Genomic DNA, 20574 nt, shown 5'->3' on the forward strand with positions numbered 1-20574 from the left:
CCGTCATGCAATTACCGACTTCAACTTCAGCACAGCATCACGCCGGGCAACTGGCGGAATACGATTCCTTACTGTCGCAACTGCGCAAAATACCCACCTCAGGCATCCATACAGACAACACTTATCTGACCCCAAAGCCCTTTTCGCCGCTGGCTCTAGAGTTCGACAAAGGAAGTGCGCATATCGCCGAAGTGGTTCAGAGCATCGGCGCAGAGGTTCGTCCAGATCGCCTGCTGTGCCTCACGCATATCTTGAAGTACTACGGGCTTACAGTGCCTGAGCATCAAGATGCCACAACTCTTGCCCCATTGATTCGCGAGCTGGAAGAAAGAAGCGCGAACCACCGGCTGGGTCTGGAACAGGGCCTTGATATCAGCCGCCTTTTGTCTGCCGACGATCGTTCGAAGATCGATAACGAAATCAGCCTGGTTCTGGGTGATGAAGAAACGCCCATCATTGACCGCCTGGCAAGAGAGGCTGATCCGGACGTTACCCCCGAACAGATGCGATTGACGCCCGAAGTCTGCCTGCTGCGCTTGCTCGACAGCCATAAGGCTCGTTATCTGACCCAACGCTTGATCGACGCATTGGGCTGGTACGGCGCTCGTCCCGGTGAAAATCCTGCTCCGGGTATCGGCCCCCGGCTTCTGGCCCAAGCACTGCTTGTCTGGTACAGCCCGTCCCCCACCGAATCACCCGACACCATTGCCGGCTATCGTCTGCAACAACGCGCCAACCAAGGCAAAAGCTATCAACGTCTTCGCAGTGAATTCGAGAATTATCTGCTCGATTCGGGGCAAGTCACCACGCCCCTGGAAAAAATCGTGCTCGGGCGTCTGCTGCTGCGACAGTTTCCGATTGAGTTTCAGGTGCGCAACATTCCGCAAGATCTTCCCTATGCGACCTCCGTCGTCTGGGTCAACTTTGTCCATGGCGCCACGCTCGCACACGCCCTCGAACCGGGACTGCTGCAGCGTCTGACGTTTCAGCAACTGGTGGATTTACCCCTGCGCAAAAGTGAAAAGGCGCCAAAAGCGTTGCTTGATCTGATTGCATTGACTCGACTCGCCGCTGCCCGCGAGTGGACCAGGGCCACGGGTGCCATTGCTCCGACCCACGAGACTGCGACAGAAGCCTTGTCCGACCCGATCAACGCTCTGGAAAAATACACGAAGCAATTGAATGCGGCGATTATCCAGATGACGGTAGAACCGCCACAGCGGTTGGAGCTCGCCAGTAAATGCCTGAAAGAGGCGTTTAGTGGCCGATTGGTTGGCCCGCTCGACATAAGACTGATGCGCGACGACGGCTACGCTGGAAAACGCGTAGAACGAAACGTGATCGAGACGCCGACGGTACCAGGAAGAACCTACCCCCTGGTTGAGGTGTACGCTTCGAGCGGCTTGTCGCCCAACACAAAGTGGTATGTCAGCAACGACGGCAAGATCGGGACTTTCTGGATAAGTCTGTCAAGCAAGGGCACTCTCGAGCATGGCCTTACGAAGCAGCACACTGACCCCAAACCATTTCTTTTAATTCCCCCCGACGTATCCCTGCCCGACGTTCCGGCCCTGTTCGACAAACGCTTCAGCAGCTATCTCGATAAAGCCAAAGATGCCTATGAAACCTTGATCAAAAACCAGCTCGTGACGTTGCCCTGGGTTGATCGCCAGGCTCTGGAACATGGAGAAGTCAGGGTCTACACCCTGAGGGAAGAAACCTCGAAAATCAAAGCGGATGACGAGACCAGTGAACTGATAATGCCCCTGCGAGCGCGCATGGGGTTCGTTCTGCGAGCCGATTATCGCGGCAAGGCGTCGTTTTACGAGTGCCTTCCCCGCGCTGGATTGATACGGATACGAACAGATGTTTCAGTCAAAATGGTCGGTGGCTACCGCAAAAACTTCCTTGTTCCCGATTTTTTCGATGACGACTACAACGTTATCCCCATTACGGGTGGCAACAAACTGCCGTTCGATTGGGAAGCCCACAAGAAAGGCATAAAACCGAAGCAGGGAGCGACCTGCTACGCCATTCTCGAACAACTGGGCGACCCCCTTAGCTGTTCATTGATCCCGCTGGCACATCACGACATCACCGCGAACCTGACGCTGTCCTCGTCCCGCTCCCGGGAAATTGCCTCTTTCATTTCGAAAAACCTGTTCTATCTCGACGAAAAGGAACTGCGGGCCCAAGCCTGGGGAGAAACGAAATTCGAGCGTGATCGTGATGAAAAACACTGGCTGTACGAGCTAAAACCCTTCATCCCGTTCTGGGGCAGCCTCGACGATTTGCAATCCGACAAATTCGGCAATCGAGTCCTCGGGGTGATAGGGCTGATTGTCGATGTCGTTTCCTTTGCCCTGCATTTGGGGAAGTTCGCCGCGGGCAGCATGAGGCTGGCCATCCAGGCCGGCCGAATGGGAATTCGGGCAACGCTTCCCTCTCTGGGCAAGCTTTCGACGAACCTTCTGACCGCCAATCTGAGAAATTTCAATCCTCTGGACGCCCTGCCTACCCTTCTGAAGTCGTCTGTTCGGGGCGTTCGAGCGGGCAGCCGCGCATTGAGTCATCTCGAAAACAAAGCAATGTTCAAACTCAAGAAGCTGGCCGGACGGGCTGATGAGTACGATTTCCCCCACGGCCTGACCCAGATGACCGATCCGGGGCATTGGCGCCCGCTGACAGATGCCGATCAACTTGCCATCGTCAAAGGCATTGAAGACGTCCCCGTGCGTAACGTTGTGCCATTGGGATTCCGGCACTACCTGATCGATCCGCTGTCCTCTCGCCCATTCGGGCCGTTGCTGACGACTCACGCCCACGATCTCTCGCTGGGTCGTTCCAGCTACCCCCCACTGAAGAACAGTGATGCGCATGTCTTCGTTGAATTACCCGAGAAAACCAGTGTCCGGGAAGTGCTGGAAATCGATGGCCGCACCACGGTACTCATCGACGACTTGCCATACCGACTCGATGGCAATGATTTACGCCGCGTCGACCTGATCGATGACAGCAACGCATTGACCCTGGTGCCCTGCCGGCCACGTCGCGCGCCAAACGGCAAGAGTGATTGCCTCAGCAGTTTTGTGACGAGCGAGCCGGCTCCCACGCCGGAAATCGGTTCGTTCGACGAAACCAAAGATTACGCGCCATGGTTTGGCGACCGGGTATCCGTGCCGGTTGAGCGACCGCCTCATGCAGGTCAGTTTCTGACCCATGAAGGTAATCTTTATTACATCACCGATGGCGTCCCGAGCCTCTACAAAGGTGACATCAGCCAACTCGGCTTTGCCAAGAAATGGCTGGTACCGAGCAAAGAAATACCGGCTAGTCTGATGTTCCGTAAAGGTATTTACGGCCGCATAGAGGTTAAAGGCGTCTATGAGGGCGCTGAGGACTCACATCAGATCGGGGCCATTCTGGTGCCGTCCCTCGATGAGTCCAGCACTTATGTGTTTACCCGGATCAACACCGATAAGTATTACGTCGCGACAGTACCCAAGGGACAAAGCTTGAGCGAGCCGCTGACCTTGAAACGCCTGCTCAAACCCGACATGGCCGAAGGCACGCTGGGAGAGGAATTGTTATTGGTCTACACCGGATCGCTGAGTGCCAATAACATCGCGCGCATCCACGGGGTCGAAGCCATTTCGCGAGCAATGAAAACCATGGAGGAGATCGCCATTCCCATCGGAACGAACCCGATCCCGGCAACCAGCATGAAACACTTGAAGGTAGACACCAGCCCTGGAGAGGCGTTGATGTTCGATCACTCGACCCGAATGATCGTCACGCAATTGCCGCAAGGCGCCACGTCCTGGAGCCGAAGCAAGGACGCCCCGGAAGCTCTGCGGCAAAGAACGGCGCATATTTTCGATACCCTGTTCGAGTCGCCGACCATCGATGCCAGCAACGCGAACAGCGCGCTGCGGATCAACCAGACCATGGAAAAGCTCCACCAACTGATCCCTCGGCGCCAACGCTCCTACAACCCGAGGAACATCGCCTACGCCGAGGTCACGACCACTGCCGGGCAACGGGAAGTTTATGTCAGCGTTTCGGGGGGCCAGCAAGCGACCAGTCATTTGCCGTTGTTCAAGCAGAACCTGGGCGCTGATCAAGTCAGGGTCGGCGATACCGTCTACTTCAACATCGACCTGAATCAACACTTTCCTGTTACATCCCTTGATGTGACCGATCAAGGCAAGCTGCTGGCCGTGCCGACGACCATCAAGGACATAGGAACCTACAAGCCAGTGCAAACGGCCAAGCCCACGTCTCTGGACAGCGAAAGCAAGTTGATCCGCGTGATTCGGGAAAAATACCCCGATCCTGCAACGATCAAATCCGTCGACGTCGCTACGACAATGCGCCCTTGCGAGTCATGCTCGATCGTGGTGAAGGAGTTCGGTTACGACGGCGGGGAAAATGCGCTCCAAGTGTTGTGGAATTGACCTACAACTGCTGCAAATGCCCATAAAGCTTGGCATACAGGCCACCCTCAGCGATCAACTGCTGGTGGTCGCCATCCTCGGCGATTTGCCCACCGTCGAACACCAGCACCCTGTCGGCCTGCTTCACCGCCGACAGTCGGTGGGCGATGATCAGCGTGGTGCGGTTACTCAGGAACCGCGCCATCGCTTGATGCAGGTTGTATTCGGTGGCGGCGTCCAGCGCCGAAGTAGCCTCATCGAGGATCACCACTTTCGGCTCAGCCAGCACCATCCGCGCAATGGCCAGGCGTTGCCGCTGACCACCGGACAGGCGCACGCCGGAGCGCCCGACGATGCTGTCCAGGCCATTGGGCAGTTCGCGTATCGTGGCGTGCAACTGCGCGATTTCCAGCGCATGCCAGCACGCTTCGTCACTGCGTTCGCGGCCCATGGTCAGGTTGGCGCGCACGGTGTCGTTGAACAGCGCCGGGTGTTGCAGGACTACGGCGACGTTTTCCCGGACCGTTTCCAGACCGATCTCTTGCTGAGTCGAACCGCCGAAACGAATGGTGCCGGCCAGTGGCGTGTACAAGCCCAGCAGCAGTTGCACCAGGGTGCTCTTGCCACCGCCACTGGCCCCGACGATCGCGACTTTCTCGCCGGGGGCGATGGACAGGTTCATCTGGTTCAACACCAGCTCGTCACCGTAGCCGAAACTCAAGCCCTGAACCTCGATGCCCACCGTCTCGCGGCCATTGAATGGATCGACCCCCTTGGGGTACGCCGGCTCATCGGCGCGGGACAGCAGTTCGTTGATTCGAGACAGGGCACCGCCCGCAGCGTAATAGGCGTATTGCAGGTTCAACAGCTGTTCAACCGGCCCGATCATGAACCACAGGTAGCTGAAGACCGCCAGCATCTGGCCGATGGACAGGTCCGAGAACAGCACCGTCAGCATTGCCGCGGCGCGGAAAATATCGATACCGAACTGGAACAACAAGCCGCTGGCGCGGTTTGAGGCATCGGTTTTCCATTGCGAACTCACCGCGTAATCACGGACTTCCCTGGCTCGCAGCCCGAGGCGACCGAGGAAAAAACCCTGACGGTTGCCGGCACGCACTTCCTGGATGGCATCAAGGGTTTCGGTCAACGCCTGGGTGAAGCGCGAGGTACTGTCGTTCTCGAGCTTCTTCAGGTGCTTGACCCGCTTGCCCAACTGCACCGTGGCGTAGATCACCAGTGGGTTGAACAACAGAATCAGCAGCGCCAGTTTCCAGTGCATCCACATCAGAATGCCCGCGGTCCCCACCAGCGTCAGCATGGCCACGAGGAAACGGCTGAGGGTTTCGCCGACGAACTTGTCCAGGGTGTCCAGGTCGGTGACCAGGTGCGTGGTCACCGTGCCGCTGCCCAGGCTTTCGTATTCCCCCAGCGAAATACGCTTGAGGCGCTCGATCAGACGGATGCGAATGCGGTAGACGATGTCCTTGGCCAGCGCCGCGAACAGCCGCGCCTGCACCACGTTGAACAGCAAGGCAGCGCAACGCAGCGTGAGGGTCACCAGCAGCATCAGGCCAATGTACCCGGCAGCCTTCTGCCAGGCTCCCGGCAGCGCGTGGTTCATGATTTTCAGCGCAGCGTCACCGTGGCCGAGCAACACTTCGTCCACCAGCAATGGCAAGAGCAAAGGGATGGGCACACTGCACAAGGTCGCCAGCACGGCCACGCCGTTGGCGATCCACAGGGATTTCTTGTGATGAAGCGCCAGACGACGGATTTCCGCCCAGCTCAACCGATCGACACGTTTTACGCTTGCGCTGTCGTCGGGCAGGTCATGCACAGGCAGCGCGCTCCAGCCAGCGGCCGAGCAACGGGGAAAGCACACTGAGCGGCTGATAACCATTGGTCAGCAGCGCCAATTGACCATTTCGCTCAGCCAGCAAGGTCGGGAAACCGGCAATGCCCAAGTCCTGGACCCAGGTGAAATCGGCAGCCGTGGCGGCGTGTGTATCGGCACGATCGAACGCTGCGGCGAACTCGATGCGCGGCAGGCCGGCCCGCTCCGCCAGCTCCACCAGAACGCTGGCGTGAGTGACATCGCGACCTTCAGCGTAAAACGCATGCTGAATCAGCCCCAGCAGTTTCCAGGCGCAATCCGGCGCCAAACCGCGCGCCGTCACCAGCGCCCGACAGGCGGGTTCGGTGTCATAGACGAATCCATCCGGCAAGGCACCTTCCAGCTTGAATGGCTGGCCGGTGGCCTCGGTGACCGCCTGCCAGTGTTCAAGGATGTAACGCCGGGTGGTCGGTTCAAGCGCCGCGCCACTGCCGGTGCGCAACCCGCCCACCACCAGATGCACGTCCACCCCCGCTGCCTGCGCCTGCTCGACCAGCGCGTTGGCCACCGGCGCAAAGCCCCAGCACCAGGAGCACATTGGGTCCATCACGTAGAGCAGGCGACATGCAGACATGATTCAAGCCTCGGAGTTGATTTGCTTGTAGTTGTAGCCGATCGGGTGAGGCATGTTGCGAGCCTTGGCCAGTTCGATCTGCTTTTGCCGATCGATGGCGCTGCGACGGGTTTTCTCGCTCAGTTTGTCCCAGCAATGCGGGCAACTGATACCGGCCACGTAATGTTCGGATGCACGGTCTTCGACGCTGACCGGCGTACGGCAGGCGTGGCATTGATCGTAGTCGCCTTCGCTCAGATCGTGACGAACGGTCACGCGGTTATCGAACACGAAGCAGTCGCCCTGCCATTTGGTTTCTTCCTGCGGCACCTCTTCCAGGTACTTCAGGATGCCGCCCTTGAGGTGATAAACCTCATCGAAGCCTTCACTGAGCATATAGCTCGAAGCCTTTTCGCAACGAATGCCACCGGTGCAAAACATCGCGACCTTCTTGTGCACGGCCGGGTCGAAGTTGGCTTTGATGTAATCGGGGAATTCGCGAAAACTGGTGGTTTTCGGGTCGATGGCCCCTTCAAAGGTGCCGATCGACACTTCATAGTCGTTGCGGGTGTCGATCAACAACACTTCCGGATCGCTGATCAGCGCGTTCCAGTCCTGCGGATCAACATAGGTGCCGACCTTTTTGTTCGGGTCCACACCTTCCACGCCCAGGGTAACGATTTCTTTCTTGAGTTTGACTTTGGTGCGATAGAACGGCTGCTCGTCGCAGTACGACTCTTTGTGATCGATGTCGTCCATGCGCGGGTCGTTCTTGAGCCAGGCCATGAGCCCGTCGATGCCTTCACGGCTGCCGGACACAGTGCCGTTGATGCCTTCTTCGGCGATCAGCAGCGTGCCTTTGATGCCGTTGTCGACCATCGCCTTGAGCAGGGGCTCGCGCAGGTCGACGTAATTTTCCAGGGTGACGAACTTATACAGTGCCGCCACGACTATCTGTTGTGTCATGGGTGATTCTCCAGGTGGCTACCCTCGTAAGGGGTGAACCGGATGCGAAAAAAAACGCGCCGGGTGAGCGGCGCGTTGCAGATTCTAACAAAAACCGTGTGCTTTAGGACGGCGAGATGACTTTGTGGCCAGGGAGTTTGCTCCCTCGCCACAACAGCCCATCACATTAATGGCTGCCGCCGGCACAGGTCGGCGAGGCCGGAGCCGCATCGATCTGCGCCCACTCCTCAGGCGTATAGGTATGCAGTGCCAACGCATGGAATTCGCCCATCAGTTCGCCCAGCGTGCCATAGACTTTCTGGTGACGCTTGACGCGGCTGAGCCCGGCAAACTGCTCGCTGACCACGACGGCCTTGTAATGGGTCTGCAGCCCGCGACTGTGCATGTGGCTTTCATCGAGCACCTGTAGATGCTGGGGCTGTAGCAGACCCAGCGTCGATTCGATGCGTTGTTGCATGGTCATACCAGACTCCGCTTAAGGCTTTTTCTTGGCTGGAGCGGTCGCGTCTTTCGGCGTCAGCTCGTCGGTCATGTCCGCCAGCAGCTTGTTGACCACAGGCACCGCGCTTTCCAGCTTGGCTTGAGTCATCTGGGCCGATTGCTGAGTCAGCTGCGGCATTTTTTCCAGGACTTTCTTGCCCAGTGGCGACTGGTAGAACGCCACCAGGTCCTTGAGTTCGGACTCGGTGAAGTTGCTGGTGTAGAGCTTGACCATGTCTGGCTTGAGCTTGTTCCAGCCAATGGCCTGGTCCAGGGCGGCGTTAGCCTTGGCCTGGTAGGTTTCGAGTACGGCTTTTTTCGAATCCGGGGCTTTGGTTTGCTGGAAGCGTTGAGCGAACATCTGCTGAACTTGCATGTACACCGGAGTGCCCAATTTGTCAGCGTGCGCCAGGGTCAGGAAAGCCTCGGCACTGGCGTTGTGGCTGGCGGTATCGGCAAAAACCTGGCCGCTGGCGCAAACCAGTGCAACCGCGGTACAGATGGCACGAAGACGAGTCATCGAGTTTCCTTTTCTAGCAGGCGAGGTAAAACCCCAAGGACGTCCATTCTGCGCCTAAAAAAGTGTGTCACTCAACCCCAAGCCTTGTCGCGCCTGATTTAGAGGGGTTGAATGGACACAATCCAGACTGATGGAACCACGGCCGTCGATCACGGCCTAAACTGCGCAATCGAACCGACAGGAGTGTGACCGATGAGCCGTATCGAAACCGACAGCCTTGGCCAGGTTGAAGTCCCGGATGACGCCTACTGGGGCGCTCAGACGCAACGCTCACTGGTTAACTTTGCCATTGGCACCGAACGCATGCCCTTGGCCGTGCTGCATGGCCTGGCGCTGATCAAGAAAGCCGCGGCCCGGGTCAACGACCGTAATGGCGACCTGCCCGCCGACATCGCCCGATTGATCGAACAAGCGGCCGATGAAGTGATCGACGGCAGCCATGACGATCAATTTCCCCTGGTGGTCTGGCAAACCGGTAGCGGTACCCAGAGCAACATGAACGTTAACGAAGTGATTGCCGGTCGCGCCAACGAACTGGCCGGCAACGCGCGCGGCGGCAAGTCGCCGGTGCACCCCAACGATCACGTCAATCGCTCCCAGAGTTCCAACGACTGTTTCCCCACCGCCATGCACATTGCTGCCGCCCAGGCCGTGCAACATCACTTGCTGCCGGCGATCAACGAATTGTCGGGTGGCCTGGCCGAGCTGGCGGCGCGCCACATGAAGCTGGTCAAGACTGGCCGCACGCACATGATGGACGCAACGCCGATTACCTTCGGCCAGGAAATCTCGGCATTCATCGCGCAACTGGATTACGCCGAACGGGCAATCCGCAGCGCACTGCCGGCCGTTTGTGAACTGGCCCAGGGCGGTACCGCGGTGGGCACCGGGCTGAATTCGCCCCACGGCTTCGGTGAGGCCATCGCTGCAGAGCTGGCCGCCCTTTCCGGCCTGCCATTCGTCACCGCGCCCAACAAATTCGCCGCGCTGGCTGGCCATGAACCGCTGACCACTCTGTCCGGTGCGTTGAAAACCCTCGCCGTGACGTTGATGAAAATCGCCAATGACTTGCGCCTGCTGGGTTCCGGGCCACGTGCCGGATTGGCCGAGGTGAAGCTGCCGGCCAACGAACCGGGGAGTTCGATCATGCCCGGCAAGGTCAACCCTACCCAATGCGAAGCCTTGTCGATGCTGGCCTGTCAGGTGCTGGGCAACGACGTCACCATCGGCTTCGCCGCGAGTCAGGGGCACTTGCAACTGAACGTGTTCAAACCGGTGATCATCCACAACTTGCTGCAATCGATCCGTCTGTTGGGCGACGGCTGCAGCAACTTCCAGCAGCATTGCATCGCCGGCCTGGAACCGGATGCCGAGAAAATGGCGGAGCACCTGGAACGGGGGTTGATGTTGGTGACCGCGCTGAACCCGCACATCGGCTACGACAAATCAGCGGAAATTGCCAAAAAAGCCTACGCCGAAGGGCTGACCCTGCGTGAAGCGGCCATTGGATTGGGGTATTTGACCGATGAGCAGTTTGACGCGTGGGTGCGGCCGGAGAATATGCTGGAGGCTGGCGCCAAGGGCTGAGTGTTTCTGCGTCTTATTAGTCGGTATTCGCGAGCAGGCTCGCTCCCACATTAAACTGCGCACGCGGTCAAATGTGGGAGCGAGCCTGCTCGCGATGAACGATAACGAGAATCAGCTTGCTGCCATCCGCACTTTCCGTGCCTTGAGCCCGGCAATCAACGATGGCCCCAACGCCACCAACGCCGACCCCAGCACCACCAGCACCGCCCCGCCATAGCCCAGGCCATTGATCGTCTCGGCGTGCACATATTCGGGCCACCACAGCGCCGCCAGGGCCACGGCACCAAAAGTCACCAAAGGCGTAATCGCCAGTGTCGCGCTCACTCGCGAAGCTTCCCAATGGGCCAACGCCTCGGCAAAAGCGCCGTAGGCAATCAGGGTGTTCATGCAGCAGGCCAGCAGCAGCCAGCCTTGCAGCGGGTTCAATTGCAGGGCTTCGAGCGGATGCACCCACGGCGTCAGCAATAGCCCGCAGAACAGGTAGATCACCATCATCACCTGTAACGAATTCCACACCGTCAGCAACTGCTTCTGCCCCAGTGCATAAAAGGTCCAGACCGTGGACGCCAACAGCACCAGCAGCACGCCGGCGGTGTAATCGGTCAACGAGGTCAGCAACTCACTCAAACGCTGATTGAAAAACAGGGCAAAACCGACCAGCAGCACCAGCAAACCAATCCCCTGCCCCACACTGAAGCGTTCCTTGAACACGAACACACTGGCGATCAGCAACATGATCGGCCCCATCTGCACCACCAGTTGCGCGGTGCCGGGGCTGAGCAGGTTCAGGCCCATCAAATACAACACGTAGTTGCCTACCAGGCCGAGCACCGCCATCAACACCAGCCAGCCACCGCGCGGCCCGAGCACTCGGCGACTCGGTAAACGCCGGGTCGCTGCCAGGTAGATGAACAGGCAGCCACCGGACACCATCAGGCGAAACCAGGTCACCGTGACCGGGTCCATCACCAGCAATACCTGTTTGAGCTTGATCGGCAGGATTCCCCACAGCAGCGCGGTCAGCAAGGCCAGGAACAGACCGTAAACCCAGCGACCCGATGAAATGTGCATGTGATCCCCAGCGCGAAGGTTCAAGAAACCTCATTCTAGGCGCACCACCGTGTGGCACACAGGGACAGTTTGGCGCTAGCCGCTAATGAAACTGTGCAGGTCGCATCGTGAATTTGTGGTTGTTGGTGAATCGATAGCGCGCGTTGACCTCATCGCGAGCAAGCTCCCACACTGGACCGTATCCGGTTGCGGAATCAGGTCCGATGCAGAGCGTGGCTTGCCCGCGATGTCCATTGAGTGTTTAACGCACCGCTTCGAACAACCCGGTAGCCCCCATCCCGCCACCCACGCACATGGTGACGATGCCGTAACGCAGATGACGTCGCTGCAACTCGCGAACAAGGTGCCCGACCTGACGCGACCCGGTCATGCCGAAGGGATGGCCGATGGAAATCGAACCGCCATTGACGTTGTATTTGTCGTTATCGATTTCCAGGCGATTACGTGCGTACAGGCACTGCGAAGCGAACGCTTCATTGAGTTCCCAGAGGTCAATGTCGGCCACCTGCAAGCCTTTGGCCTTGAACAGTTTGGGCACCGAAAACACCGGGCCAATGCCCATTTCGTCCGGCTCGCAACCCGCCACGGTAAAGCCCCGGAAGAACGCTTTCGGCTTGAGTCCCAGTTCAAGGGCTTTTTCCAGGCTCATCACCAGGGTCATGGACGCTCCGTCGGACAACTGCGACGAGTTGCCGGCCGTCACCGAGCCGTCCTCGGCAAACACCGGATTCAAACCGGCCAGACTTTGCAGCGTGGTATCGGGGCGGTTGCAGTCATCGCGATCCACCACACCCTCAACGATCTGTACCTGACCGGTGGCTTTGTCTTCAACGCGGTATTTCACGGCCATCGGCACGATTTCATCGTCAAACAGTCCGGCGGCCTGGGCCTGCGCCGTGCGTTGCTGGCTTTGCAGGGCATACAGGTCCTGCTCCTGGCGGCTGACGTTGTAACGGCGAGCGACGATTTCCGCCGTCTGGCCCATCGGGAAGTAGATACCCGGCACCTGCTCCTTGAGCAGCGGGTTGATCAGGTTGTCGGTGTTGACGCTTTTCATGGTCAGGCTGATCGACTCGACGCCACCGGCCACGATGATGTCACTGCAGCCCGAAGCGATCTGGTTGGCCGCGATGGCGATCGCCTGCAAACCCGACGAGCAAAACCGGTTGAGGGTCATGCCGGCGGTGCCGATACCCAGTTGCGACAACACGGCGACATTACGACCGATGTTGTAGCCCTGGGCACCTTCGTTGGAGCCGGCACCGACGATGCAGTCCTCGACGCTGGCAGGGTCGATGCCCGTGCGTTTCAACAAGGCGTTGACACAGTGAGCCGCCATGTCATCGGGACGGGTCATGTTGAATTTGCCGCGAAAGGATTTGGCCAGGCCAGTCCGCACGCTGTCGACGATCACCACTTCACGCATGGCATACCTCATTGTTGTTGTCGGTTGAGAGTGACCTGAGCATAAGCTCACCCAATTACCAACCGCGACAATCATTCACCCCGCGTATGCGCAACCATCGCCTCACTTCTTGCCTTTTTGTGCCTGGCGCTCATGCTTGTCGGACTTTTCGAACGCTTGCTCCAGTGCCAGATTGATGGTGCGCAAGACCTTGACCCGCGCCCAGCGCTTGTCATTGGCTTCCACCAGGGTCCAGGGCGAAATCTCGGTGCTGGTGCGGTCGACCATGTCGCCAACGGCGCCGCGATAATCATCCCATTTGTCGCGGTTGCGCCAGTCATCCTCGGTGATCTTGAAGCGTTTGAAGGGAATCTCTTCGCGCTCCTGGAAACGCTCCAGTTGCGTCTGCTTGTCGATGGCCAGCCAGAACTTGACCACGATCACGCCGGCATCGGCGATCTGCTCTTCGAAATCGTTGATTTCACCGTAGGCGCGCAACCAGTCGGCGGGGCTGCAGAGGCCTTCGATACGCTCCACCAGCACCCGGCCATACCAGGAGCGGTCGAACACGGTGAATTTGCCCCGGGCCGGAAGATGCCGCCAGAAACGCCAGAGATAGGGCTGTGCCCGCTCCTCTTCGGTCGGTGCGGCAATCGGCACGATGTTGTACTGACGCGGATCGAGCGCCGCGGCGACCCGGCGGATCGCCCCGCCCTTGCCCGCCGCGTCGTTGCCTTCGAACACGGCTACCAGTGCATGGCGACGCATGCGCTTGTCACGCATCAACCCGGAAAACCGTGCCTGCTCGGTGATCAATTGCTCCTCATAATCCTCTTTATCCAGGTGCAACGTCAGGTCCAGGCGATCAAGCAGGTTCACTTGATCGACGCTGACGGGCAATGGCGCGGCGCTGACTTTGTCGGGGTGAATCGTCGGCCGGTTCAGGGCGCCTTGCAGCCCTTCGAGCAAGATCTTGCCCACTGCCAGGCTGCGATAGCGCGGATCCAGCCCGGCGATCACATGCCACGGCGCGTAGTCGCGGCTGGTGCGACGCAGAATGCGTTCGCCGTACTTCACAAACTTGTCGTAGGTTTGCGATTGCTGCCAGTCCAGCGGGCTGATACGCCAGCTGTGCAAAGGATCGTCGGCCAAGGCCTTGAGGCGATCCTTCATTTGCTTCTTGGAAAGGTGGAACCAGAATTTGAAGATCAGGGCGCCTTCATCGCACAGCATCTTTTCCAGGCGCTCGGCACCATTGATGCCCTGGTCCAGTCGAGCGTTCTTGAAGACGCCATGCACCCGCCCCTGCAGCATCTGGCTGTACCAGTTGCCGAAGAAGACCCCCATGCGCCCCTTGGCCGGAAGCATCCGCCAGTAGCGCCAGGCCGGTGGTCGCGCCAGTTCCTCGTCGGTTTGCTGATCGAAGGTACGGACCTCGATCAGCCGCGGGTCCATCCATTCGTTGAGTAACTTGACCGTCTCGCCCTTGCCAGCGCCTTCGATACCATTGATTAGAATGATCACCGGAAAACGCTTTTGCTGCTGGAGCTCGAATTGCGCTTCGAGCAAGGCTTCGCGCAGGGCCGGCACTTCGGCGTCATAGGTTTCTTTGTCGATCACGTGATCGATTTCGGCAGATTCGAACATGAATGGCTCCCTTCCAGATGTGAGCAAGACTAGCGGATCGGGCTGCCTTTGTTCGCAGAAAGTTCCTTGTGGGAGCGAGCCTGCTCGCAATGGACGTCAACGATAACGCGGGTTTTCTGAATAACCGCAGTGCTCTTGAATTCATCGCGAGCAGGCTCGCTCCTGCAGGGGCAGGTCTTCTCATCGTGGCGATCGGCTAGAATGGCCGCCTTGCCGTTGCCGAGCCTGCCATGAAACCTGTAATGCCCCACGCCCAGCTCGACTGGGACGACCAAGGTCGCCCTTATTCGCGCGTATTCGACGATGTGTATTTCTCCGACAAGTCGGGGCTGGACGAAACCCGTTATGTGTTCATCGAACAGAACCGTTTGGCGGAACGCTTTGCCGCGTTGCCCCAGGGCGGTCGCCTGGTGATTGGCGAGACCGGCTTCGGCACCGGGCTGAATTTTTTGTGTGCCTGGCAGGTGTTCGAGCAACACGCGGCGGCTGATGCGCGATTGCATTTCGTCAGCGTCGAAAAGTACCCGCTGAGCCCGGCCGATCTGCAACGGGCCCTGGCACTGTGGCCAGAACTCAAGCCCTTTGCCGATCAACTGCTGGCGCAATACGTGGCGATCCATCAAGGGTTCCAGCGCCTGACACTGGCCAACGGTCGTGTGACCCTGACGTTGCTGATCGGCGACGCTCTGGAGCAGTTGCCACAACTGGACGCCCGGATAGACGCCTGGTTTCTCGACGGCTTTGCCCCGGCGAAAAACCCCGACATGTGGACCGCTGAACTGTTCGCCGAACTGGCGCGTCTGGCCGCCCCCGGCTCGACCATCAGCACCTTCACCAGCACCGGCTGGGTACGCCGCCTGCTCAATGCCGCCGGCTTCAAGATGAAACGCACACCCGGCATCGGCCACAAGTGGGAAATCCTGCGCGGCGAGTTCCTTGGCTGGCCGCAGGAGGTTACCGCCCCGGCGCCAGACAAGCCCTGGTTCGCCCGACCCGCAGCGTTGACCGGTGAACGCCGCGCCCTGGTGATCGGTGCCGGGCTGGCCGGTTGCGCCAGCGCAGCCAGCCTGGCGGCGCGGGGCTGGCAGGTGAGCGTGCTGGAGCGACATCAGGAGGTCGCACAGGAGGCTTCGGGCAACCCGCAAGGCGTGCTTTACCTCAAGTTATCGGCCCATGGCACGACGCTGTCGCAAATGATCGTCAGCGGTTTCGGCTACACCCGGCGCCAGCTCGAACACTTGCAGAGAAGCACCGACTGGGACGATTGCGGCGTGCTGCAACTGGCGTTCAACGCCAAGGAAGCCGAACGTCAGTTGCAACTGGCCGAGGCGTTTCCCGCGGACCTGCTGCACCTGCTGGATCAGCCCCAGGCGCAAGCGCTGGCCGGTATCGGACTGGCGCAGGGCGGCCTGTACTTCCCGGAAGGCGGCTGGGTCCATCCTCCGGCGCTGTGCCAATGGCAGATGGCGCATCCGCAGATTCAATTGCTCTCCCATCGCGATGTCCTGGCATTGCGCAGGGCTGATGGCCAGTGGCAGGCCTGGGACGGCGACCAGTTACTCGCCAGCGCACCCGTGGTGGTGCTGGCCGGTGCTGCCGAGATCCAGCGCTTTGCGGAAACCTCCGAACTGCCGCTCAAGCGCATTCGCGGGCAAATCACTCGCCTGCCGCAAACCCCGCAAAGCCGGGCGCTGAACACCGTAGTCTGTGCCGAAGGCTACGTCGCCCCGGCGCGCCTGGGCGAACACACCCTGGGCGCCAGTTTCGACTTCAAGAGCGATGACCTGACGCCGACCACGGCCGAGCACCTGGGCAACCTGGCCATGCTCGAAGAGATCTCCCACGACCTGGTCACGCGTCTGCAAGTCGACAAACTCGACCCCGAAAGCCTCCAGGGTCGCGCCGCCTTTCGCTGCACCAGCCCCGACTATCTGCCAATCGTTGGCCCCCTGGCCGACAGCCAGGCATTTACCCAGGCCTATGCCGCGCTGGGCAAGGATGCCCGACAGGTGCCGGACGTCGAATGCCCGTGGCTGGACGGTTTGTACGTCAATAGCGGCCACGGCTCGCGCGGCCTGATTACCGCACCGCTGTCCGGGGAACTGCTGGCGGCCTGGCTGGATAACGAACCCCTGCCATTGCCCAGAAGCGTGGCCGAAGCCTGTCATCCCAACCGGTTTGCCGTGCGCCGCCTGATTCGCCGAACCAGCGCCTGACCCCGCTCCATTGATCGTCGCATCCACCCTTTGTGAGAGCCGGCTTGCCGGCGATGAGGCCCTCAAATCATGTGGCGAATCACCTGACGCCTTCGCCGGCAGGCCGGCCCCCACAAAGGGTTGCCTGGGGAGACCTACCGCCTACTTATAACTTATCGGTCTAAAACTCCGGGGATTCAGCCGGGTCAGTTTTCGAGTACCCGCCGTTTTGGTGCGGTAATCGAATGACCCTCCCCAACGGAAAAACCGGTAAGGAATTTATGTGCGGATTAGCTGGCGAGTTACGTTTTGACAATCAACCTGCAGACCTCGCAGCGGTTGAGCGAATCACCCACCACCTGGCGCCTCGCGGCCCCGACGCCTGGGGTTTTCACAGTCAAGGGCCGATAGCCCTGGGCCATCGCCGCCTGAAAATCATGGACCTGTCGAACGGTTCGGCGCAGCCGATGATCGACCATCAACTGGGCCTGTCCCTGGCCTTCAACGGCGCGATCTACAACTTCCCCGAACTGCGTACCGAGCTGGAAAGCCTTGGCTACGCGTTCTACTCCGGTGGCGACACCGAAGTGCTGCTCAAGGGCTTTCACGCCTGGGGCGAAGCACTGCTGCCCAAACTCAACGGCATGTTTGCCTTCGCCATTTGGGAGCGGGACAACCAACGGCTGTTCATCGCCCGCGACCGGCTCGGCATCAAGCCGCTGTACCTGTCGCGCACCGGCCAGCGCCTGCGCTTTGCCTCGTCCCTGCCGGCATTGCTCAAGGGTGGTGACATCAACCCGATCCTCGATCCGGTCGCGCTCAATCACTACCTGAACTTCCACGCCGTGGTGCCGGCACCGCGCACCTTGCTGGCGGGCATCGAAAAACTACCCCCAGCCACCTGGATGCGCATCAATGCCGATGGCACCACCGAACAGAAAACCTGGTGGAGCCTGACCTATGGACCACACGCCGATGAGATGAAACTGACGCTCGAAGACTGGCGCGACCGGGTGCTCGACAGCACACGTGATGCCGTAGCGATCCGACAGCGTGCAGCGGTCGACGTTGGCGTGCTGCTGTCCGGCGGTGTCGATTCGAGCATGCTGGTGGGATTGTTGCGTGAAGTCGGCGTGGAAAACCTGTCGACATTCTCCATCGGTTTCCAGGATGCCGGCGGCGAGCGCGGCGACGAGTTCCAGTATTCGGACCTGATCGCCAGACACTACGGCGCTCACCACCATCAACTGCGTATCAACGAAAAAGAAATCATCGAGCAGTTGCCGGCCGCGTTCCGCGCCATGAGCGAACCGATGGTCAGTCATGACTGCATCGCCTTCTACCTGCTGTCACGGGAAGTGGCCAAGCACTGCAAAGTGGTGCAAAGCGGCCAGGGCGCCGACGAACTGTTCGCCGGCTATCACTGGTACCCGCAGGTGGACGGTGCGAGCGACCCCTATGCCGCCTATCGCGAAGCGTTTTTCGATCGCAGCTACGACGAATACGCCGCCACCGTTCAGCCCAAATGGCTGACAGCCAACGACGCCGCAGGCGACTTCGTGAAGGAACATTTCGCACAGCCTGGTGCGGACGCGGCGGTGGACAAAGCCCTGCGCCTGGACAGCACGGTGATGCTGGTGGACGACCCGGTCAAACGCGTCGACAACATGACCATGGCCTGGGGCCTGGAAGCGCGCACACCGTTTCTCGACTATCGCCTGGTGGAGTTGTCGGCCCGGGTGCCGGGTCAATACAAACTGCCGGATGGCGGCAAGCAAGTGCTCAAGGAAGCCGCGCGCCTGGTGATTCCGAGTGAAGTGATCGACCGCAAGAAAGGTTACTTCCCGGTACCGGGCCTCAAGCATTTGCAAGGCGACACCCTGAACTGGGTCCGCGAACTGTTGCTCGATCCGAGCCAGGATCGCGGTCTGTTCAAGCCCGCCATGGTCGACCGTCTGTTGACCGACCCGCAGGGCCAGTTGACCCCGCTAGGCGGTTCCAAGCTCTGGCAACTGGCGGCCCTGAACCTGTGGTTCAGCGAACAAGGAATCTGATCGATGAAACCTCATGCCTCGGCCATCAACCAGCGCTTGCTGCGCGGTCAGACGCCCTCCTACGAACGCTTGCAGGCTCGCCTGGCCGAAGACGGCAGCGAACTGGGGACTGCGCCCATCGCCGTGCATTGCGGTTGGGGCCGGTTGTTGATCGGCCACACCTTTGCCGATGCGGCCAGCCTCGCCCAAGCGTTACTCAACGAACAACCCGGTGAGCGCGACATCGCCCTGTATGTCGCCGCGCCGCAACAAGTGCTGGGACTGGAGCCGACCCAACTGTTTCTGGATCCCTCCGACACCTTGCGCCTGTGGTTCAGCGATTACCGTCAGGCCACCCGGGTGTTTCGCGGCTTTCGCATCCGTCGTGCCCAGAGTGAAGCGGACTGGAACGCGATCAATCAGCTGTATCAGGCGCGGGGCATGCTGCCCGTCGAAGCCTCTCGGCTGACGCCACAGGGCTCGGGCGGCCCGGTGTACTGGCTGGCCGAAGACGAGGACAGCGGCGCGGTGATTGGCAGCGTCATGGGCCTCAATCATCACAAGGCCTTCAATGATCCGGAAAACGGCAGCAGCCTCTGGTGTCTGGCGGTCGATCCGCATTGCTCGCGCCCGGGGGTCGGTGAAGTGCTGGTGCGGCATCTGATCGAACACTTCATGAGTCGCGGCCTGAGTTACCTCGACCTGTCGGTACTGCACGACAATCGCCAGGCAAAAAACCTCTACGCCAAGCTCGGTTTTCGCAACCTCTCGACGTTCGCCATCAAGCGCAAGAACGGAATCAACCAGCCGTTGTTCCTCGGCCCTGGCCCCGAGGCGCCCTTCAATCCCTATGCGCGGATCATCGTCGAGGAAGCCCATCGACGCGGCATTGATGTGCAGGTCGATGACGCCGGCGCCGGGATGTTCACCCTCAGCCACGGCGGGCGCCGGGTGCGTTGTCGCGAGTCCCTCAGCGATCTGACCAGCGCCATCAGCATGAGCCTGTGCCAGGACAAGAGCCTGACCCACAAAGTGCTCAAGAACGCGGGTTTGAACCTGCCGTCGCAGCAACTGGCCGGCAATGCCGATGACAACCTCGCGTTTCTCGACGAACACCACAGGGTGGTGGTCAAGCCGCTGGACGGTGAACAGGGGCAAGGCGTTGCGGTGGATTTGCAGACCATCGAAGACGTCCAGCAAGCCATCGAAGCCGCTCGCCGCTTCGACAGTCGCGTGCTGCTGGAAAGCTTCCACGAAGGCCTCGATCTGAGGATTCTGGTGATCGGCTTTGAAGTCGTCGCCGCCGCGATTCGCCGACCGGCCGAAGTGGTCGGCGATGGTCAGCATTCCATCGGCGCCCTGATCGAAGCCCGAAGCCGACGTCGGCAGGCCGCCACGGACGGAGAAAGCAAAATCCCGATGGATGCGGAAACCCAACGCACCTTGCATGCCGCCGGTTATGACTACAGCAGCATTCTGCCGGCGGGCGAGCATTTGTTCGTACGGCGGACGGCGAATCTTCATACCGGCGGGATACTCGAAGACGTCACCGCGATCCTGCACCCGACGCTGGCAGATGCCGCCGTGCGAGCCGCGCGGGCGCTGGATATTCCCGTGGTCGGCCTCGACCTGATGGTGCCTGGCGCCGATCAACCGGAGTACGTGTTCATTGAAGCCAATGAGCGTGCAGGGCTAGCCAACCATGAGCCACAGCCGACGGCGGAACGCTTTGTGGATTTGTTGTTTCCGCATAGTCAGCCGGTCGTTTCTTAGGTCTTGGAAAG

13 protein-coding genes are annotated in these 20574 nt (G+C 59.9%); 5 read left to right on the forward strand and 8 right to left on the reverse strand.

Annotation, left to right across the window (positions count from 1 at the left end; all coding sequences use genetic code 11):
- Positions 1–5 precede the first annotated feature (5 nt).
- Entirely contained in the window at positions 6–4457 is a 4452-nt protein-coding gene (locus tag ACVWYU_RS14985; protein WP_457373008.1) for a hypothetical protein, read from the forward strand.
- Position 4458: 1 nt separating this feature from the next.
- On the opposite strand, the gene ACVWYU_RS14990 is transcribed toward ACVWYU_RS14985, so the two are convergent.
- From ACVWYU_RS14990 to ACVWYU_RS15010, 5 genes are all read right to left on the reverse strand, one after another.
- Positions 4459–6276: an ABC transporter ATP-binding protein gene (locus tag ACVWYU_RS14990; protein ID WP_457373009.1), complete on the reverse strand. Its 1818-nt coding sequence runs from the start codon at positions 6274–6276 to the stop codon at positions 4459–4461.
- On the reverse strand, positions 6269–6871 hold the full coding sequence (locus ACVWYU_RS14995; RefSeq protein WP_174552473.1) for a DsbA family protein: 603 nt from the start codon (positions 6869–6871) through the stop codon (positions 6269–6271). The genes ACVWYU_RS14990 and ACVWYU_RS14995 overlap by 8 nt, the downstream gene beginning before the upstream one ends.
- A 39-nt stretch (positions 6872–6910) precedes the next feature.
- Positions 6911–7852, reverse strand: coding sequence for an oxygen-dependent tRNA uridine(34) hydroxylase TrhO (gene trhO, locus ACVWYU_RS15000; RefSeq protein WP_090317862.1), 942 nt, complete (start codon positions 7850–7852; stop codon positions 6911–6913).
- A gap of 166 nt (positions 7853–8018) precedes the next feature.
- Positions 8019–8315 (reverse strand): BolA family protein, encoded by a 297-nt coding sequence (locus ACVWYU_RS15005; protein WP_090317859.1) that lies wholly within the window; start codon positions 8313–8315, stop codon positions 8019–8021.
- A 12-nt stretch (positions 8316–8327) separates the two neighbouring features.
- Complete coding sequence (locus ACVWYU_RS15010) at positions 8328–8852, reverse strand: DUF2059 domain-containing protein (protein WP_090317856.1); 525 nt, start codon at positions 8850–8852, stop codon at positions 8328–8330.
- A 192-nt stretch (positions 8853–9044) separates the two neighbouring features.
- Here ACVWYU_RS15010 and ACVWYU_RS15015 point away from each other — a divergent pair, with 192 nt between their 5' ends.
- On the forward strand, positions 9045–10439 hold the full coding sequence (locus ACVWYU_RS15015) for a class II fumarate hydratase (RefSeq protein ID WP_090317853.1): 1395 nt from the start codon (positions 9045–9047) through the stop codon (positions 10437–10439).
- A 111-nt stretch (positions 10440–10550) separates the two neighbouring features.
- On the opposite strand, the gene ACVWYU_RS15020 is transcribed toward ACVWYU_RS15015, so the two are convergent.
- The 3 genes from ACVWYU_RS15020 to pap all read right to left on the reverse strand — a co-directional run bounded on the left by ACVWYU_RS15020 (position 10551) and on the right by pap (position 14562).
- Positions 10551–11510, reverse strand: a complete 960-nt coding sequence (locus ACVWYU_RS15020) for a DMT family transporter (RefSeq protein WP_247255384.1) — start codon at positions 11508–11510, stop codon at positions 10551–10553.
- A 241-nt stretch (positions 11511–11751) separates the two neighbouring features.
- A complete protein-coding gene (locus ACVWYU_RS15025) occupies positions 11752–12936 on the reverse strand; it encodes a thiolase family protein (RefSeq protein WP_457373010.1) in 1185 nt (394 codons plus the stop codon).
- Positions 12937–13038: 102 nt separating this feature from the next.
- A complete protein-coding gene (pap, locus tag ACVWYU_RS15030; protein ID WP_457373011.1) occupies positions 13039–14562 on the reverse strand; it encodes a polyphosphate:AMP phosphotransferase in 1524 nt (507 codons plus the stop codon).
- Positions 14563–14792: 230 nt separating this feature from the next.
- On the opposite strand from pap, the gene mnmC reads away from it, so the two are divergent.
- The 3 genes from mnmC (at position 14793) to ngg (ending at position 20563) form a co-directional block, all read left to right on the forward strand.
- Positions 14793–16778: a bifunctional tRNA (5-methylaminomethyl-2-thiouridine)(34)-methyltransferase MnmD/FAD-dependent 5-carboxymethylaminomethyl-2-thiouridine(34) oxidoreductase MnmC gene (mnmC, locus tag ACVWYU_RS15035; RefSeq protein WP_457373012.1), complete on the forward strand. Its 1986-nt coding sequence runs from the start codon at positions 14793–14795 to the stop codon at positions 16776–16778.
- A 260-nt stretch (positions 16779–17038) separates the two neighbouring features.
- Positions 17039–18811 (forward strand): N-acetylglutaminylglutamine amidotransferase, encoded by a 1773-nt coding sequence (locus ACVWYU_RS15040; protein ID WP_457373013.1) that lies wholly within the window; start codon positions 17039–17041, stop codon positions 18809–18811.
- A gap of 3 nt (positions 18812–18814) precedes the next feature.
- The gene (gene ngg, locus ACVWYU_RS15045) at positions 18815–20563 is read left to right on the forward strand and encodes an N-acetylglutaminylglutamine synthetase (RefSeq protein WP_457373014.1); all 1749 of its coding nucleotides are present in this window, start codon (positions 18815–18817) and stop codon (positions 20561–20563) included.
- Positions 20564–20574 lie beyond the last annotated feature (11 nt).

Source organism: Pseudomonas sp. TE12234 (assembly GCF_054061835.1).

Bases quoted from the DNA above. Each gene is read 5' to 3' on its own strand.
- ACVWYU_RS14985 (WP_457373008.1), top strand. From the start codon at position 6: ATGCAATTACCGACTTCAACTTCAGCACAGCATCACGCCGGGCAACTG.
- ACVWYU_RS14995 (WP_174552473.1), bottom strand. From the start codon at position 6,871: ATGTGCTCCTGGTGCTGGGGCTTTGCGCCGGTGGCCAACGCGCTGGTC.
- trhO (WP_090317862.1), bottom strand. From the start codon at position 7,852: ATGACACAACAGATAGTCGTGGCGGCACTGTATAAGTTCGTCACCCTG.
- ACVWYU_RS15005 (WP_090317859.1), bottom strand. From the start codon at position 8,315: ATGACCATGCAACAACGCATCGAATCGACGCTGGGTCTGCTACAGCCC.
- ACVWYU_RS15010 (WP_090317856.1), bottom strand. From the start codon at position 8,852: ATGACTCGTCTTCGTGCCATCTGTACCGCGGTTGCACTGGTTTGCGCC.
- ACVWYU_RS15015 (WP_090317853.1), top strand. From the start codon at position 9,045: ATGAGCCGTATCGAAACCGACAGCCTTGGCCAGGTTGAAGTCCCGGAT.
- ACVWYU_RS15020 (WP_247255384.1), bottom strand. From the start codon at position 11,510: ATGCACATTTCATCGGGTCGCTGGGTTTACGGTCTGTTCCTGGCCTTG.
- ACVWYU_RS15025 (WP_457373010.1), bottom strand. From the start codon at position 12,936: ATGCGTGAAGTGGTGATCGTCGACAGCGTGCGGACTGGCCTGGCCAAA.
- pap (WP_457373011.1), bottom strand. From the start codon at position 14,562: ATGTTCGAATCTGCCGAAATCGATCACGTGATCGACAAAGAAACCTAT.
- mnmC (WP_457373012.1), top strand. From the start codon at position 14,793: ATGAAACCTGTAATGCCCCACGCCCAGCTCGACTGGGACGACCAAGGT.
- ACVWYU_RS15040 (WP_457373013.1), top strand. From the start codon at position 17,039: ATGTGCGGATTAGCTGGCGAGTTACGTTTTGACAATCAACCTGCAGAC.
- ngg (WP_457373014.1), top strand. From the start codon at position 18,815: ATGAAACCTCATGCCTCGGCCATCAACCAGCGCTTGCTGCGCGGTCAG.